Source organism: Streptomyces iranensis, from assembly GCF_017874715.1.
GTDB lineage: Bacteria > Actinomycetota > Actinomycetes > Streptomycetales > Streptomycetaceae > Streptomyces > Streptomyces iranensis.
The window spans coordinates 274,212-289,011 of record NZ_JAGGLR010000002.1; the positions used below are offsets into that span (position 1 = coordinate 274,212).

13 protein-coding genes are annotated in these 14,800 nt (G+C 71.1%); 5 read left to right on the forward strand and 8 right to left on the reverse strand.

Going from position 1 to position 14,800, the window contains the following annotated elements; all coding sequences use genetic code 11:
- Positions 1-10 precede the first annotated feature (10 nt).
- From J2Z30_RS04860 to J2Z30_RS04870, 3 genes are all read right to left on the reverse strand, one after another.
- Positions 11-1,006 (reverse strand): carbohydrate ABC transporter permease, encoded by a 996-nt coding sequence (locus J2Z30_RS04860; protein ID WP_308279744.1) that lies wholly within the window; start codon positions 1,004-1,006, stop codon positions 11-13.
- Positions 1,007-1,011: 5 nt separating this feature from the next.
- Positions 1,012-2,244, reverse strand: a complete 1,233-nt coding sequence (locus J2Z30_RS04865) for an ABC transporter substrate-binding protein (RefSeq protein ID WP_245387588.1) — start codon at positions 2,242-2,244, stop codon at positions 1,012-1,014.
- Positions 2,245-2,749: 505 nt separating this feature from the next.
- Positions 2,750-3,526: a DeoR/GlpR family DNA-binding transcription regulator gene (locus J2Z30_RS04870; protein WP_044578730.1), complete on the reverse strand. Its 777-nt coding sequence runs from the start codon at positions 3,524-3,526 to the stop codon at positions 2,750-2,752.
- A 352-nt stretch (positions 3,527-3,878) separates the two neighbouring features.
- On the opposite strand from J2Z30_RS04870, the gene J2Z30_RS04875 reads away from it, so the two are divergent.
- Genes J2Z30_RS04875 through J2Z30_RS04895 form a run of 5 tightly spaced genes read left to right on the forward strand, consistent with a single transcriptional unit; the run spans position 3,879 to position 8,740 of the window.
- Complete coding sequence (locus J2Z30_RS04875) at positions 3,879-5,468, forward strand: FGGY-family carbohydrate kinase (protein ID WP_078957059.1); 1,590 nt, start codon at positions 3,879-3,881, stop codon at positions 5,466-5,468.
- Positions 5,461-6,963: an FGGY-family carbohydrate kinase gene (locus J2Z30_RS04880; RefSeq protein WP_044578728.1), complete on the forward strand. Its 1,503-nt coding sequence runs from the start codon at positions 5,461-5,463 to the stop codon at positions 6,961-6,963. The genes J2Z30_RS04875 and J2Z30_RS04880 overlap by 8 nt, the downstream gene beginning before the upstream one ends.
- Positions 6,960-7,574 carry a histidine phosphatase family protein gene (locus tag J2Z30_RS04885; RefSeq protein WP_044578726.1) on the forward strand — a complete coding sequence of 205 codons (615 nt, stop codon included), beginning with the start codon at positions 6,960-6,962 and terminating at the stop codon, positions 7,572-7,574. Before J2Z30_RS04880 ends, J2Z30_RS04885 begins: the two co-directional genes overlap by 4 nt.
- A 22-nt stretch (positions 7,575-7,596) precedes the next feature.
- Entirely contained in the window at positions 7,597-8,148 is a 552-nt protein-coding gene (locus J2Z30_RS51290; protein ID WP_044578724.1) for a Rossmann-fold NAD(P)-binding domain-containing protein, read from the forward strand.
- Positions 8,132-8,740 carry a GntR family transcriptional regulator gene (locus J2Z30_RS04895; RefSeq protein ID WP_245387654.1) on the forward strand — a complete coding sequence of 203 codons (609 nt, stop codon included), beginning with the start codon at positions 8,132-8,134 and terminating at the stop codon, positions 8,738-8,740. Before J2Z30_RS51290 ends, J2Z30_RS04895 begins: the two co-directional genes overlap by 17 nt.
- Before the next feature lie 57 nt (positions 8,741-8,797).
- Here J2Z30_RS04895 and J2Z30_RS04900 read toward each other — a convergent pair whose 3' ends face one another.
- Genes J2Z30_RS04900 through J2Z30_RS04920 form a run of 5 tightly spaced genes read right to left on the reverse strand, consistent with a single transcriptional unit; the run spans position 8,798 to position 14,721 of the window.
- The gene (locus J2Z30_RS04900; RefSeq protein ID WP_044578719.1) at positions 8,798-10,342 is read right to left on the reverse strand and encodes a sugar ABC transporter ATP-binding protein; all 1,545 of its coding nucleotides are present in this window, start codon (positions 10,340-10,342) and stop codon (positions 8,798-8,800) included.
- Positions 10,339-11,406, reverse strand: coding sequence for an ABC transporter permease (locus J2Z30_RS04905; protein WP_044578716.1), 1,068 nt, complete (start codon positions 11,404-11,406; stop codon positions 10,339-10,341). Before J2Z30_RS04905 ends, J2Z30_RS04900 begins: the two co-directional genes overlap by 4 nt.
- Positions 11,403-12,482, reverse strand: coding sequence for an ABC transporter permease (locus J2Z30_RS04910; RefSeq protein ID WP_044578714.1), 1,080 nt, complete (start codon positions 12,480-12,482; stop codon positions 11,403-11,405). Before J2Z30_RS04910 ends, J2Z30_RS04905 begins: the two co-directional genes overlap by 4 nt.
- Positions 12,479-13,567 (reverse strand): mandelate racemase/muconate lactonizing enzyme family protein, encoded by a 1,089-nt coding sequence (locus J2Z30_RS04915; protein WP_044578712.1) that lies wholly within the window; start codon positions 13,565-13,567, stop codon positions 12,479-12,481. The genes J2Z30_RS04910 and J2Z30_RS04915 overlap by 4 nt, the downstream gene beginning before the upstream one ends.
- A gap of 59 nt (positions 13,568-13,626) precedes the next feature.
- Positions 13,627-14,721 carry a substrate-binding domain-containing protein gene (locus J2Z30_RS04920; protein ID WP_209468553.1) on the reverse strand — a complete coding sequence of 365 codons (1,095 nt, stop codon included), beginning with the start codon at positions 14,719-14,721 and terminating at the stop codon, positions 13,627-13,629.
- Positions 14,722-14,800 lie beyond the last annotated feature (79 nt).

Consider the following 14,800-nt stretch of genomic DNA (forward strand, 5'->3'; position numbering starts at 1 on the left):
CGTACCGCCGCTACTCATAGTGCACCCACCGCTTCTGGCCGAGGAACTGGACCGCCGTGATGCCGAGGATGATGACGAACAGCACCCAGGCGCCCGCAGAGGCGAGCCCGAGCTGCTGGTTCTGGAAGCCGGTGTTGTAGATGTACTGGACGAGGGTTTCCGTCTCCGTCCCCGGGCCGCCCTTGGTGAGCAGGAACGGCTGGGTGAACACCTGGAAGGAGGTGATGAGCGTCATCATGGTGGCGAAGAAGATCGACGGCGAGATGGCCGGGAACTTCACATGCCAGAAGGTCCGCCACGCGCTCGCGCCGTCGAGCTGTGCGGCCTCGATCTGGCTGTCCGGCACCGCGTCGAGCGCGGCGGAGAAGATGAGCATGTTGTAGCCGAAGCCCGCCCAGACGCTCATCGCCACGACCGCGAACATCGCCCAGGTGTCGTCGGCGAGGAAGTTGGGGGCGTGCTCGCCGAGGGTCGACTGGAGCGTGGCGTCGATGAGCCCGTCGGGCTGGTACAGCATCCGCCAGACGACGACGTTCGCCACCAGCGGGGTGATGGTCGGGATGAAGAACAGCACCCGGAAGATGTGCCGGTGTCTGATCCGCGGTGTCAGCCAGGCCGCGAGCCCTAGGGAGACCACGAGGTTCAGCGGCACGTAGAGGATCACGTACTCGGCCGTGTTGCGCACCACGACCCAGAAGACCGGATCATCGAAGAGCCGGCGGTAGTTCTCCAGTCCGGTCCAGGTGTGGCCGCCGATCATCGGCCAGTTCATGAAGCTCACGACGAGGGACGCGACGATCGGGACCACGGTGAAGAGCGCCAGCCCGATCGAGTGCGGGGCGGCGAACGCCGCGCCCCACCATGAGCGGCGCCCGACCTCGGCCGGGCGCCGCGCCTCGGGCTCCTCGTCCACCGCGACGGCGGCGCCCTCGACGGCGGCGCCCGGGGCGGCCACCTCCACCGTCACCACCTCCTCCTCGGCCGGGGCGGCCTGCTCTGTTGTCACGGCCGTCACTGCCCGAGTTGGCCCGCGATGGACTTCATCGTCTCGGCGCCCGACTGCTGTCCGTTGACGGCTTGGATTCCGTACTGGGAGAAGAGCTGCTGGAGCTGGTCGCTCTGTTTGTTGCCGGGCAGTGGTGTCGATGCCTTCTGGGCCGTCTCGAGGACGCTCTCGACGCCGTCGATGTGCGCGTTCTCGTACCACGTCTGCTGGGCGGCGGTGCGTCCGGGGAAGGCCCGGCCCTGCCGCGCCAGGGTGGTGAGCACCTTCTGGCTCGTCATTGTCCTGATGGCCTTGAACGCCTGGTCGGGGTAGGCGCACTGTTTGGAGATGCCGAATCCGGAGCCCGCCGAGAAGGTGGCCGGGCCGGAGGTGTGGCCGGTGGGTATGGTCGTGACCCCGATCGGGAATTTCACCTTGCTCTTCTGGTCGAGCAGGGACCAGGGGCCGTCGAGATACATGCCGACTTTCTTGGACACGAAGTTGTTGGAGGGGGCGTCGTTGTCCGCGCTGGCCTGGGTGGCGGTGCCGTTCTTGACGAGCGAGGAGAGCCAGTCCAGCCCCTTGGCGAATGTGGGGTTCGACGGATCGAGTGTTCCGTCGGCCTTGATGACCCGGCCGCCGTTGTAGCCGAGGATCATCGATTCGAGATTCATGTCCGCGACGCTCGAGGCGAACATCGTCTTTCCCGCCGCCTTGAACTTGGCCGCGGCCGCCGTGAAGTCGGCGAGCGTCCAGCCGGGCTTCGGTTCCGCGGCACCGACCTGCCGGAACAGGTCCTTGTTGTAGAAGAGCAGCATGGGCCCGGTGTCATACGGCAGGGCGTACAGCTTTCCGTCGACCTTCATTCCGTTCAGGGCGGTGGTGTCGAACTCGGAGAGATCGAGCCCGCCCTTCTTGGCGTAGGAGTCGATCGGCCGCAGGACATCGGTGTAATTCGCCGCGCGGAGACTCTGGATGCTCACGACGCACGGCGCGCTCCCGGTGCTGAGCTGGGTGCGGAGCTTGGTGAAGTAGTCGTTGAAGGGTGCGCCCTGGATCGTGACCTTCGGGCCGCCCTGCGCGCTGACCGAATTCGCCACCTGCTGCCAGGCCGCCTTGTCGGACGAACCCGCGATCCACATCGACCAGACGAGTTTGTCCTTCGACTGGTTGGACGTGCTGGAACTGGCGGAACATCCCACCAGCAATCCCCAGGCGGCGGCCGCCGCGGTGACACCGACGAGGATTCGTCTTTTCATAGCAGAGTCCACTTCATGTGCGTGCTCGGATGGCAGTACACGGGCAGCACGGAACGCGGGCATGGAATGCGCATGCGGATGCCGCTGCGGCTGCTGTGGGAAAGCCCCGACCACGGCGAGTGGGGTGGGGCGAGAAGATGTGGCGGGTGTGATGAACGTCAGATACCGAGTAAGACGGGCGCCGTGTGTACGGCGGCCGCCCCATGGTGCGCTCGATACGTACGGAAACTGAAGTCCCTGACCGTCACTGTCGTGATCCGACCCATTGCGACTCCTTTGGCCGGCCCTTTTTACCAGGACGCATCGGCATCAGAACATCCGATGTATTGGAGTGTCAAGGTGTCGTACGGGCCGGACCACCCGCCAAATCCTCCGCCGGACAGCGTCAGAGCTTGGACGTCTCCGGCAAGTCCCCATGTGTCTCACACCGCGCCACAACGGATGCACCGGAGCCTCGCGGGTCCGGCTGGGCGCCGTGTGAAGTCGACGTGATGTTCACGTGACATCACCCAGGGACGATGCGCACATCGACGCCGCGCTCGCGCAGCCCGCGCACCTCCCCGGCCGGTGCCGCGTCGTCCACCACGACCAGGTCGAAGTCGGTGAGCGGAGCCAGGGCGTACAGGCCCTGGTTGGCGAACTTCGTATGGTCGACGAGGAGTACGCGGCGTGCCGCGGCGGCCATCATCGCCTGCTTGACCTGCACTGTCTCCGGTGACATGTGGTAGCAGCGGCCCGCGGTGACGGCGGTGGTGGACATGAACAGCACATCGGCGCGGAAGGCGGACATGCTCTGCGCGGTGTGCGGTCCCATGAACGCGTCGTACGCCGGGAAGTAGGTGCCGCCGAGCGCCACCAGCGCCGCCCCGGGCTCCTTGGCCAGAGCCGTGATGGCGGGCAGCGAGTTGGTGATCACCGTGATCGGTGTGTGGTGGGGCAGGTGCTGGGCCAGGCCCAGGCAGGTGGTGGAGTCGTCGATCACCACGATCCGGCCGGGAGCCAGCTCCTCGGCGGCCGCCCGCGCCAGCCGCTGTTTGGTCCGCGTCATCGTCGTCATGCGCTCGCCGACACTGCCGTGGAACTGCGTGGACGGCAGACAGCTCGCACCACCGCGCACCTTGCGCAGCCAGCCCTGCGCCTGGAGGGCATCCAGGTCGCGATGGACGGTCATCACACTGACGGCGAACTCGGCCGCCAGGTCCGAGGTGCGGACGAAGCCCTTGGTCGTGACCAGTTCGCGCAGCAGGTGCCGCCGCTCCTCCTGCCCATCCGTACGGGTCATGGCCTGCGGCTCCTTACCCCTTCCGCACCACCCGGGCGGGTCCGCACCACCCGGGCGGGTCCGCACCACCCGGGCGGGCCGGCGTGAGACAAACTGATGTGAAACTCACGCGAAGGTAACACGCCCGCGGACCGTCACCTCCCCCGTGCGCAGGGCCGGTGGCCCAGGACATCGCACGGTGCCGTGGGCCGGCCGCGGGATAATCCCGCGCCCCGATTGACGTGGCTTCCCGGCGGCGATTCTCTGGGTTTGTCGGCGCGGAATTCCGCCGACGGCGTCGGTTTCCCGGAGCGGTGGCGATCCACTGGTACGCCGCTGCTCCAGCCGTGATGAAGGGGCAGGTATTTCGGTCATGACGGTTCTCACTGTCGACGTCGGCACGTCGGTCATCAAGTCCGTCGTGTTCGACGCCGAGGGAAGGGAAGTGGCGGTCTCCCGCACCGGTACGGAGGTGCTGCGGCCTCACCCCGGATGGGCCGAGCAGGACATGGACGCCGTGTGGCACGGGGTCGCCTCCACCGTGCGCGGCGCCCTGGCCCAGCTGGGGCCCGGACATGACGCGGTGCGGCTGATCGCGTTCACGGCCCAGGGGGACGGCTGCTGGCTGGTCGACGGCGACGGCCGCCCCACCGGCCCGGCGGTCCTCTGGTCCGACGGACGCGCCGGTGATCTGCTCGCGCGCTGGCAGGCCGATGGCGTCCTGGCGGAGGCGTACCGCCGCAACGGCTCCCTCACCTGCGCGGGCATGCCCAACGCGGTGCTCGCCTGGCTCGCCGAGCACGACCCGGCGCGCCTGGAGCGCTCGCACACCGCGCTGACCGCGGCGGGCTGGCTGTTCCTGAGGCTCACCGGCGTCACGGCGATCGACGCGTCCGACGCGTCGGCCCCCTTCCTCGACCACGCCACGGGCGCGTACGACCCGGCGATCGTGGACCTGTTCGGCCTGGCGTGGGCCCGTCGGCTGCTGCCGCGCGTCCTCGGACACGACGAGTGCGTCGCCGAGCTCACCCACCACGCGGCAGCCGAACTGGGCCTCCCCACCGGCCTTCCCGTCGTGATGGCCCCCTACGACATCGCCGCCACCGCCCGCGGCGCCGGGGTCGTCGACCCCGGGCAGGCGTGTGCCATCCTCGGCACCACCCTGTGCACCGAGGTGGTGCGCCGGAGCGTGGACACCTCGGGCGAGCCGTGCGGCATCACCATCGCCTTCGGCCGCCACGACCGCCTGCTGCGCGCCCTTCCCACCCTCTCGGGCACCGAGGTGCTGGACTGGGCGTGCCGGACACTGGCCGTCGAGAGCCCCGCCGCGCTCGGTGACCTCGCCTCCGCGTCCGCACCCGGCGCCGCCGGGCTGGGCTTCCTCCCCTACCTCTCCCCCGCCGGGGAACGGGCGCCGTTCCTCGACGCGCGGGCCCGCGGCACCTTCTGGGGCCTGTCGCTTGACCACACCCGCGCCGACCTGGCCCGTGCGGTCTTCGAGGGGCTGTCCCTCGTCGTACGGGACTGCCTGCGAGCCTCCGGAACCGAGGTGCACGAGCTGCGGCTGTGCGGCGGAGGCGCGGGCAGCGACCGCTGGTGTCAGCTCATCGCCGATGCCACCGGCGTCCCGACGGCGCGCGGCACCGACACCGAGCTGGGCGCGAAGGGCGCCTTCCTCACCGGTCTGGTGCTCACCGGCGCCGAGCGGAGCCTGGAGGGGGCCGCCGCCAAGTACACCCGTAAGGGCGCGAGTTGGGCACCGGACCCGGGCCGGGCCGCGCTCTACGACGAGCTGTCCGCGGCACACCTGGCGTGGCGGGACGCGGCCCGGTCCCTGGGCTGGTCGCCATCCCGGGGACCGGACACGTCGCCGGCCCGGCCGGACGCGTCACCGGCCCGGCCGCCCACCGGCACCCCCGCTCGGCGCCCCCACGACCCCCGTCCGGAAACCTCGCATGTCTGACGCCCTCTCCCCCGACGCCCTCTCCCCCGACGCCGTCCATCTCGGCCTGGACCTCGGTACGCAGAGCGTGCGCGCGGTCGCCGTGGACGGCACCGGGAAGCTGCTCGCCGCGGCCTCCCGCCCCCTGACCGGCCACCGCGACGGCGTACGCCACGAACAGGATCCCGAGCAGTGGTGGTCCGCCGCCGGTGCCGCCTGCCGCGAGGCCCTGAGCGGCATCGACGGCGGGCGGGTGCGGGGGGTGGCGGTGGACGCCACCTCCGGGACCGTCCTCCTCGCCGACCCGTCCGGAACGCCCCTCACCCCGGCCCTGATGTACGACGACGGGCGCGCCGCGGACCACACCGACCGCGTCAACACCGTCGGCGCGGAGGTGTGGGAGAGGCTCGGCTACCGCACCATGCAGCCGTCCTGGGCCCTGCCCAAACTCCTGTGGCTGCTCCAACACACCGATGTCCCGCCGGGGGCCCGGCTGCTGCACCAGGCCGACCTGATCACCTGGCGGCTGGCCGGACGACAGACCCCCGGCGACGCCAGCCACGCCCTGAAGACCGGCTACGACCTGCTCGCCGACCGCTGGCCCGCCGAGGAGCTGGCCGCCCTCGGCGTCCCCGATGGCCTGCTGCCGGAGGTCGTACGGCCCGGTACGGTGATCGGCACGATCTGCGCACGGGCCGCCGCCGTCACCGGAATCCCCGTCGGCACGCCGGTGGTCGCGGGGATGACCGACGGCTGCGCGGCCCAGATCGGGGCGGGCGCGCTCGGCCCGGGGGCCTGGAACTCGGTGCTGGGCACCACCCTGGTCCTCAAGGGCGCCGGCCCCCGTCCGGTGCACGACCCCGCCGGGGTGGTCTACTGCCACCGCGGGCCCGGCGGCAGCTGGCTGCCCGGCGGTGCCTCCAGCAGCGGCGCGGGCGTACTGTCCCGCCGCTTCCCCGGCGCCGACCTCGACGCTCTCACCGAAGCGGCCGCCGGGACCGGTTCCACCGCGGTCGTCTACCCGCTCGTCGGCGAGCGGGGCGAACGCTTCCCCTTCCGCGCGCCCGACGCGCACCCCTTCGTCCTGGGCGAACCCTCCGGCGCGGCCGAGGAGTTCCACGCCTGTCTGCTCGGCGTGGCCTGTGTGGAGCGGCTCTGCCTCGACCGCCTGGATCACATCGGCGCTCCCGTGGACGGCCCGCTGAGCCTGACCGGTGGCGGCGCCCGCAACCGCTACTGGTCGCAGCTGCGCGCCGATCTCCTCGGCCGGAGCGTGACCCTGCCGGAGCAGGCCGAGAGCGCCGTCGGCATGGCGGTGCTCGCCGCCACCGCCTCGGGCGTCACGCTGGAGCGGGCCGCCGCCGCCATGGTGCGCGACGGAGCCGAACTGCACCCCGAGTCCGCCCGCACCGCCCGGCTGACCCCCGTCTACCTCGGCTTCGCCGACGAACTGGTCCGCCGGGGCTGGCTGGAGCCGGAGGTGGCCGCCCACGCCCACAGAAAGGCCGACCAGTGACCGACTTCGTCCTCGTACGGCACGGGGAGACCGTGTGGCACGCGGAGAACCGCTACGCCGGCCGCACCGATGTGCCACTGACCGAACACGGGTACAGGCAGGCCGCCGAGCTCGGTGCCTGGGCCGCGGGCCGGCGGCTGGACGCGGTGCTCAGCTCACCGCTGTCCCGCGCCCGGCTCACCGCCGAGCCCGCCGCGGCCGCGCTCGGCCTCACCCCGCGCGTGGACGAGCGGCTGTACGAGGTGGACTTCGGGCGCGGCGAGGGGCTGACCCGGGCGGAGATGCGGGAGCGGTTCCCGGCGGAGCTGGGCGCGTTCCTGGCCGATCCGGTCGCCCACCACCTCCCCGGTGGCGAGGACCCGGCGGCGGCCGCCGACCGCGCGATCGGCTGTCTGACGGATATCGCCCATGAGGTGCCCGAGGGACGGGTCCTGGTCGTCGCCCACTCCACCCTCGTCCGCCTGGTCCTGTGCCAGTTGCTGGGCATTCCGCTCGCCCGCTACCGCCAGGTGTTTCCCCGGCTGGAGAACGGCGCTCTGACCGAACTGCGCCTGCGGGACGGCCGGGCATCGCTTCTGCGGCTCAACGCCCCGGCCCTGGCCACCGGCTGACCCCTCCCTCCGGAGTGCCACCGTGCCCACCACCGTCCTCGCCGCCGGCGACCACTTCGTGCTGCCCCGGCTGCTCACCGAGGAGCTGCGGAGCTCCGTCCCCGACCGCGGCGCACTCGACATCCGCGAGCTGCGGCTGCCCTGGCCGCACACACCGTTCGGCAAGGTCGCCGAGGTCGACGAGGCGTCCGGCACCGAAGAGGAGCTCATCGAGGCGCTGCGCGGGAGGCGGCTCTGTATGACACGGATGGCCCCGCTCACCGAACGCGTCCTGCGGGCCTGCCCCGACCTCGAACTGTTCTGCGTCAGCCGCGGCGGCCCGGTCAACGCCACCACTCGCCGGTCAGGGCCCGCGGTGGCCCGGCCCGGCTCGCCCCTGAACGGCGTCCCTCACCTGGGTAAACTGTCGCTGTCCCGATACGCCCCGAGCAGCAGCAGGAGGCCGGATGCCGCCGCAGGACACCTCCGCGACCGGGGCACCGCGGGAAGGGCGGGGGCGGGAGGTGCCGCCCGCCCGTCAGGCGCTCTCGGACAGCGTCTACGAGAACATCAAGGCCATGGTCATGGACCATGAGATCACCCCCGGCGCGCGCGTCAGTATCGAGGCCCTGTCCCGCGCCCTCAGCGTCTCACCGACCCCCATCCGGGAGGCGCTGGCCAGGCTGGAGGCGGACGGTCTGGTGGTGAAGAGGCCGCTGTCGGGGTACCGCACCACCGAGCTGCTGACCCCGCAGGGGCTCGAGGAGCTCTTCGAGATGCGGCAGCTCCTGGAGCCGAGGGCGGCCGCGCTCGCCGCGGTCAACGCCAGTGAGGACCAGCTCGACGCCATCGAGCGGATCGCGGAGGAGATGCACACCCACCCGGGGACCGCCGCCGGGCGCTATGCGGCCTACCGCGGCTTCGCCGCCCTCGACCAGCGCCTCCACGACGCGATCGCGCGGGCGTCCGGGCGGCCGCTGCTCGCGGACGCGGTGGAGCGGCTCCACTCCCATCTGCACATCTTCCGGCTGAGCAGCCAGCTCGGCGCCGACGACCCGACCCTCGCGGAGCACCAGCGCGTGGTGCACGCGATATTGCGCCGCAATGCCGACCGCGCGGCCGAAGCGATGGCGGAGCACCTCACCCGCAGCCTCGGGCGCCAGCTCAGCCGGGACGAGGAGTCCTGACCCGCGCCATGTGGGTCAGGGCCCGCGCCACGCGTGTCCTGACCCGCGCCATGCGCGTCACGCCTCCACCTCCCGTGGGCGCACCGCCGACGTCGCGCGGTCGTGGATGATGCGGATGATCCGGCCGCTCATCCGCTCGTAGTCGCGGTCGTTGTCCACCTCGCCGCGGATCCGGTGGTCGGCCATCACCACCACCCGGTCCGCGAGCGTGACCATCTCCGCGAGGTCGCTGCTGATCAGCAGAATGGGCAGCCCGTCGCGGGCCAGCTCCCAGATGAGTTCATGGAAGGCGTGCTTGGTGCGCACATCGACACCGACGGTCGGCTCATCGACGATGAGCAGCCGGGTGTCGGCCGCCAGCCACTTCGCCAGGCTCACCTTCTGCTGGTTGCCGCCGGACAGCTCACCGGCGTGTCGCTCGAGCCCGGCGATGCGGATGCCGAGACGTTCGACGAGGTCGTGCGCCACGTCCCGCTCCTCGCGCGCGGAGACGAAACCGAGCGCCTTCGCCAGCCTCTTCCACACCGTCACCGTGATGTTCCGGGCGATGGGCTGATCCAGGAAGACCCCTTCCTCCTTGCGGTTCTCGGTGAGATAGCCGATGCCGAAGCGGTGCAGCGCCTGCCGGGGGGAGGCGATGCGCACCGGCTCGCCGTGCACCCGGATCTCTCCGCCGGTGACGCGGTCGAGGCCCAGCATGGCCTTGACCAGTTCGCTTCGCCCCGCGCCGACCAGTCCGTACAGCCCGACGATCTCGCCGGGCCGGACGTCCAGGCTGATGTCCCGGTGACCGGCGGCGGTGGACACTCCGTCGAACGAGAGCACCGGCGGGGCGGACGTGTCCACCTCCCGAGGGCGCATCTCGGTCGCCGCGTGGGCGCGCCCCACCATGAGACCGACCACGTCGTCCTGTGTGTGCTCGGCGAGCGGCGAGGATTCGAGCACGGAGGCGCCGTCGCGCAGCACGGTGACGGTGTCGCAGATGGCGAACACCTCCTCCAGCTTGTGGCTGACGAAGACGACACACGTCCCCCGGGCCTTCAGCCGCCGCACGACCTCGAAGAGGCGCTCCGCCTCGCGCGGGGAGAGGGAGGCGGTCGGCTCGTCGAGGAGCAGCACCCGGCTCTCGGTGTACAGGGCCTTGGCGATCTCCACCAACTGCTGCTGTGCCACGGACAGTTCACGGACCGGCCGGTCCGGGTCGAGGTCCAGACCCAGTTCGCCGAGGCACCGCAGAGCGGGGTCGGTCATGGCCGCGCGGTCGATGAGACCGCGGTGTGAGGGAGGGCTCTGCAGTGTGATGTTCTCGGCCACCGAGAAGCCCGGGATCAGATTGCGCTCCTGGTGCACCACGCCGATGCCGGTGCGGGTGGCCTCCAGTGGCGAGCGCGGACGCACCTCGCGGCCGCACCAGAGGAGACGGCCGCTGTCGGGAGTGTGCACCCCGGTCAGGACCTTGATGAGGGTGGACTTTCCCGCGCCGTTCTCGCCGAGCAGCGCGTGGACGGACCCGGCGGTGAGGCGCAGTCCGACGCCGTCCAGGGCCCGTACGCCGGGAAACACCTTGACGATGGCCTGGCAATCGAGAAGGACGTCGCTCATCCGGAGCCTCCCGTGTGCGGCGACACGGCGGCGGGCCGCGCGCCGCTTCGCGGTGGTGCGGGCGGTGCGCTTCCGCGCGAACCACCCCTCTTGGCCAAGTGGCTCTGGTGGAGGCGGCCGCCCACCACCGTGCCGAGCACGACCACGCCGATGAGGAAGTTCACCCAGCTCGGATCGAGCGAGAACTGGGCGCGTGCGGCGTCGATGAGCCGCATCACGAAGGCCGCCAGCACCGTGCCGAGCACCGCGACCGAGCCACCGGTGAGCGCGACGCCGCCGATGATGGGAGCCGCGAAGCTGGGCAGCAGCCAGTCGCCGCCGACACTGCGGTTGACTCCGGGCAGCGACGCCGTGGCGGTCAGGGCGGCCACGCCGATCAGAAGCCCCGACAGGGTGTGGGCGAGCACGATCTGCCGGTCGGTGGAGATGCCCGACAGCCTGGCCGCCAGCGGATTGCCACCTGCCGCGAGCAGCCGCCGACCGGCGGTGGTGCGGTACAGGAAGGCGGCGAGCAGGGCCGCCGCGGCCAGCGCGGTGACGAACACCAGCGGGACGTTCAGCGGGGCCGCCCGGCCGAAGTCCCTCAGGGCGGCGGAGTATCCGTCGACGGTGCGGGTGCCGGTCAGCCCGTACTGGGCCCCCTGGAGGATCGTCATCGTCCCGAGGGTGACGATAAAGCCATTGATCTTCGTCACCACGATGAACAGGCCCGTCACCAGGCCGATGGCCGTGGCCGTCAGCACACAAGCCACCACCGCGACCGGGGCGGGCACGCCCTGGTCCGCCATCAGGACACCCATCAAGCAGGCGGTGAAGCCACCGAGCGCGCCGACCGCGAGATTGAGCTGTCCGACGCACAGCGCCACCATCTGGGCCAGCCCGATGAGGACGGGGGTGGCCAGGTACCGCAGGAAGGTGCGCACCGACGGGCCCTCGAAGAACGAGCCGGAGGAGGCCACGCCCAGGGCGAGGTAGCCGATGAGCACCACGCACAGCAGGGTCATCGCCGTGGAGCGGGAGAAGCGGCGCAGGGCCGCGGCGCCCCGATCGCGGATCGTCGTCATGTCGAACGCACCACCTTGCGATGGGACACCACGGTGCGCACCCGGTCGGCCGAGAGGGCCAGGAGCAGAACGCAACCGAGGTAGACGTTCAGGCTTTCCAGACCCACCCCGAGCAGATCGAGCCCCTTGCGGATGACACCGACCAGGGCCGTGCCCAGCAGCGCTCCCACGACGGAGACGACGCCACCGGTGAGCAGGGTGCCGCCGAGCACCGAGCCGAGGAACGAGGGCAGCATGAAGTCGTCCCCGATGGAGGCGCGGAACGTTCCGGTGCTGACGGCGGCCATGAATCCGGCGAGCGCGGCGAGCAGCCCCGAGAGCGTGTGCGCCAGGATGACACGGCGGCCGGTGGGGATGCCGGACAGCTCCGCCGCCGCGGGGTTGGCGCCGGTGAGCAGCAGCTCCCGGCCGATGCGGGTGGCGCCGTAGAGGAAACCGAGGCCGAGCAGGGCCAGGACGGTGAACTGCGCGAGCTGCGGTATCACCGGGGATCCGCACACGGGCCCGACGCAGATGTCGGCGAGCGAGTACGAGCGCAGTTCCGCGAGCCCCGACGGCTTGGTGGTGAAGGCGGCGTTCTCGGTCAGGGCCGAGTAGAGCAGGGAGACGAGCCCCAGCAGCGCGAAGTCCATCGCGAGGGTCACGACGAAGGAGCTCACCCCGGTACGGGTGATGATCCAGCCGGTCAGCGCGCCGATGGCGGCTCCGGCGCACAGGCACAGCAGCAGGCCGAGCGGCAGTGGCAGGCCCAGCCGGTCGTATCCGAGCCCCGCGAACAGCGCGCCGAAGGCGGCCATCCGCCCGACGGCCAGGTTCATATGCCCCACCGAGAGGACGACCATCTGGGCGAGCGCCACCACGGTCAGTGTCGAGACGTCCCGCACCAGCGGGAACAGCACGAGCCGCTCGTCGAGGAAGGTCGGCTGCACCACCCCGAACAGGGCGCTGAGGCCGACGACGAGCACCAGCAGGCCGAGCCGCTGGTTGACCCAGAACGGCAGCCGGTGCGCGGGGCGCGATGGCGTGGCCCGGGTGGAGCGGGTGTCACTGCCCGGCGGGATGACGGGCGTCGTCATGCCACCCTCCGGTCGTCGATGGCGTCCATGTCCCAGTCGATGCCGATCCCCGGCACGTCGGGCGCCACGGCCATCCCGGCGCGCATCGTCAGCTCACCGCGGGTCACGGCCCGCAGCTGCGGGATGTGCTCGACGTACCCGCCGTTGGGCACCGCGGCCACGAGGCTGACATGCAGTTCCATCAGGAAGTGCGGGCACACCATGACGTTGTGGCTCTCCGCGGTGTGGGCGACCTTGAGCCAGGGTGTGATCCCGCCGACCCGGGCGGCGTCGACCTGCACGACGGAGGCGGCGCCCGTCTCGAGGTAGGAGCGGAACTGCGGGAGCGCGTACAGGGACTCGCCGACGGCGACGGGAATCCGTGTCGCACGCGCCAGCCGGGCATGGCCGCTGATGTCGTCCGCCGGAAGGGGCTCCTCGATCCAGTACGGGTCGTAAGGCTCCAGCGCGGCCGCCAGCCGGAGGGCGGAGGACATCGTCTGCGACTGGTTGGCGTCCGTCATGATGTGCAGCGAGGGGCCGGCCGCCTCGCGTACCGCGCGCAGCCGCTCGGCGTCCTCGGCGGGATGCGGCTTGCCCACCTTGATCTTGATACCGGCCCACCCGGCCTTCTGGGCCCGCAGCGCCCCCTTCACCAGGTCGTCGGTGGCCAGATGGAGCCAGCCGCCCTCGGTGTCGTAGACCGGAACCTCCTGGCGGTGGCCGCCGGCCAGCCGCCACAGTGGCTCACCCGCGCGCTTGCAGCGTACGTCCCACAGCGCGGTGTCCACGGCGGCGAGCGCGAGCGAGGTGATGGCTCCGGTGGTGGTCGCGCGGGTCAGGGCGAACAGCCGCTGCCACAGCGCCTCGACGTTGCGCGCGTCCTGCCCGACGAGGGCGGGCAGCAGGTGGTCCCGCAGCAGTGCCAGTACGGAGGTGCCACCGGTGCCGATGGTGTACGCGTAGCCGGTGCCCGCGCTGCCGTCGGCCGTGGTGAGGTCGACGAGTACCGTCTCCTGCTTGACGAAGGACTGCACCGCGTCGGTGCGGTCGGTCTCCACGGCGATGTCGGCCAGCTTGGCCGTGGCGGTCGTGATGATGCTCATCTGGTGATGTCCGCTTTCTGTGGTGCCAGCGACTTTCCGCGGTGCGGCGACGGCGGGGATCAGCCGCATGCCAGGACGTCGTCGGCGAACCGCTTCTTCAGCTGGGCGGTCTTCGCCTTCCGGGCACGGTCGTAGGTCGTGAGGTTCTCCTTGGTGACGACGAACGAGCCCGAGTCGACGGACTGCCCGGGACTGCGCATGGCGCACTGCTTGGTCTGGAGCAGTGCGAGGGCCCACGCCCCGACCTCGGCCTGCCCCACCGGGTTCTGCACGACGGTGGCGGTGACCGTGCCCTGCCTGATCGAACTGAGGATCTTGGCGTCGTCGTCGATGGCCACGACCCTCGCCCGCGAACCGGAGCTCTTGACGGCGTCTGCGGCGGCGACGGCCGGGTTGTAGGCGGTGGAGACGATGCCCTGGATCTGCTTGCCCTTGGCGGTCAGCAGGTCGGACACCGCCTTCTGCGCGGTCTGCAGGTCCTCGTCGATGTCGGTGACGGTCTGCAGCAGCCGCACCCTGCCGCCCGACTCCTTCACGGCCCGCGCGACGCCCTTGATCCGCAGCTGGGTGTTGGCGTCCACGTTGTTGCCCGTCAGATGGACGAGTCTGCCCGTGCCGCCCATGGCGTCGATGGCGGCCCTGGCCGCCTTGTACGCGGCGAGTTCGACGTCCGTGGAGAGGCAGAAGTCGGCCTCGTTCTTCTTCCCCGCCGGGCAGGAGCCGAGCGAGGCCACGGCGAGCCCCTGCGACTTCAGGTCGGTGAACGTGGTGTTGATGTCGGTCGGCGAGACCCCGAAGACACCGAACGCGTTGTAGCCGCGCGCGGCGAGCGTGGACAGCAGGTTGTTCTGCTTCTGCTGGTCCCACTCCGCCGTCTCGTCGAACCGCACGTCCCCGAGCCGGTAGGTCTTCCTCGCCTTGGCGCCGGCGGTCTTCCAGAGCTGGAAGTAGGGGTGGGCGCCGCCGGGGACCAGCGCGACCTCGGTGGCCGAACCGTCCGCGAGCACGGCCGAGCCGCCGCCCGCCCGCGCGGACGCGGGGGCCTGCCCGCCCGACGGCTCACCCGAGTTCTTGAGTGTGCACGCTGCCGAACCCGTGGCCAGCAACGCCACGGCGACAACTCCCGGCAGAAGGGATCCGGTCCGGAGACGCACCTCCCCACCTCCACGAATCAAATAGGAAATTGATGCCGTGATGGTGTGCCAGTCGAGTCGTCCCGTCAAGCCTCTCGAC

Coding starts and splice junctions, on each gene's coding strand:
- J2Z30_RS04900 (WP_044578719.1), bottom strand. CDS start 10,342: ATGAGCGACGTCCTTCTCGATTGCCAGGCCATCGTCAAGGTGTTTCCC.
- J2Z30_RS04865 (WP_245387588.1), bottom strand. CDS start 2,244: ATGAAAAGACGAATCCTCGTCGGTGTCACCGCGGCGGCCGCCGCCTGG.
- J2Z30_RS04915 (WP_044578712.1), bottom strand. CDS start 13,567: ATGAGCATCATCACGACCGCCACGGCCAAGCTGGCCGACATCGCCGTG.
- J2Z30_RS04880 (WP_044578728.1), top strand. CDS start 5,461: ATGTCTGACGCCCTCTCCCCCGACGCCCTCTCCCCCGACGCCGTCCAT.
- J2Z30_RS04905 (WP_044578716.1), bottom strand. CDS start 11,406: ATGACGACGATCCGCGATCGGGGCGCCGCGGCCCTGCGCCGCTTCTCC.
- J2Z30_RS04910 (WP_044578714.1), bottom strand. CDS start 12,482: ATGACGACGCCCGTCATCCCGCCGGGCAGTGACACCCGCTCCACCCGG.
- J2Z30_RS04870 (WP_044578730.1), bottom strand. CDS start 3,526: ATGACCCGTACGGATGGGCAGGAGGAGCGGCGGCACCTGCTGCGCGAA.
- J2Z30_RS04895 (WP_245387654.1), top strand. CDS start 8,132: ATGGTCATGGACCATGAGATCACCCCCGGCGCGCGCGTCAGTATCGAG.
- J2Z30_RS04875 (WP_078957059.1), top strand. CDS start 3,879: ATGACGGTTCTCACTGTCGACGTCGGCACGTCGGTCATCAAGTCCGTC.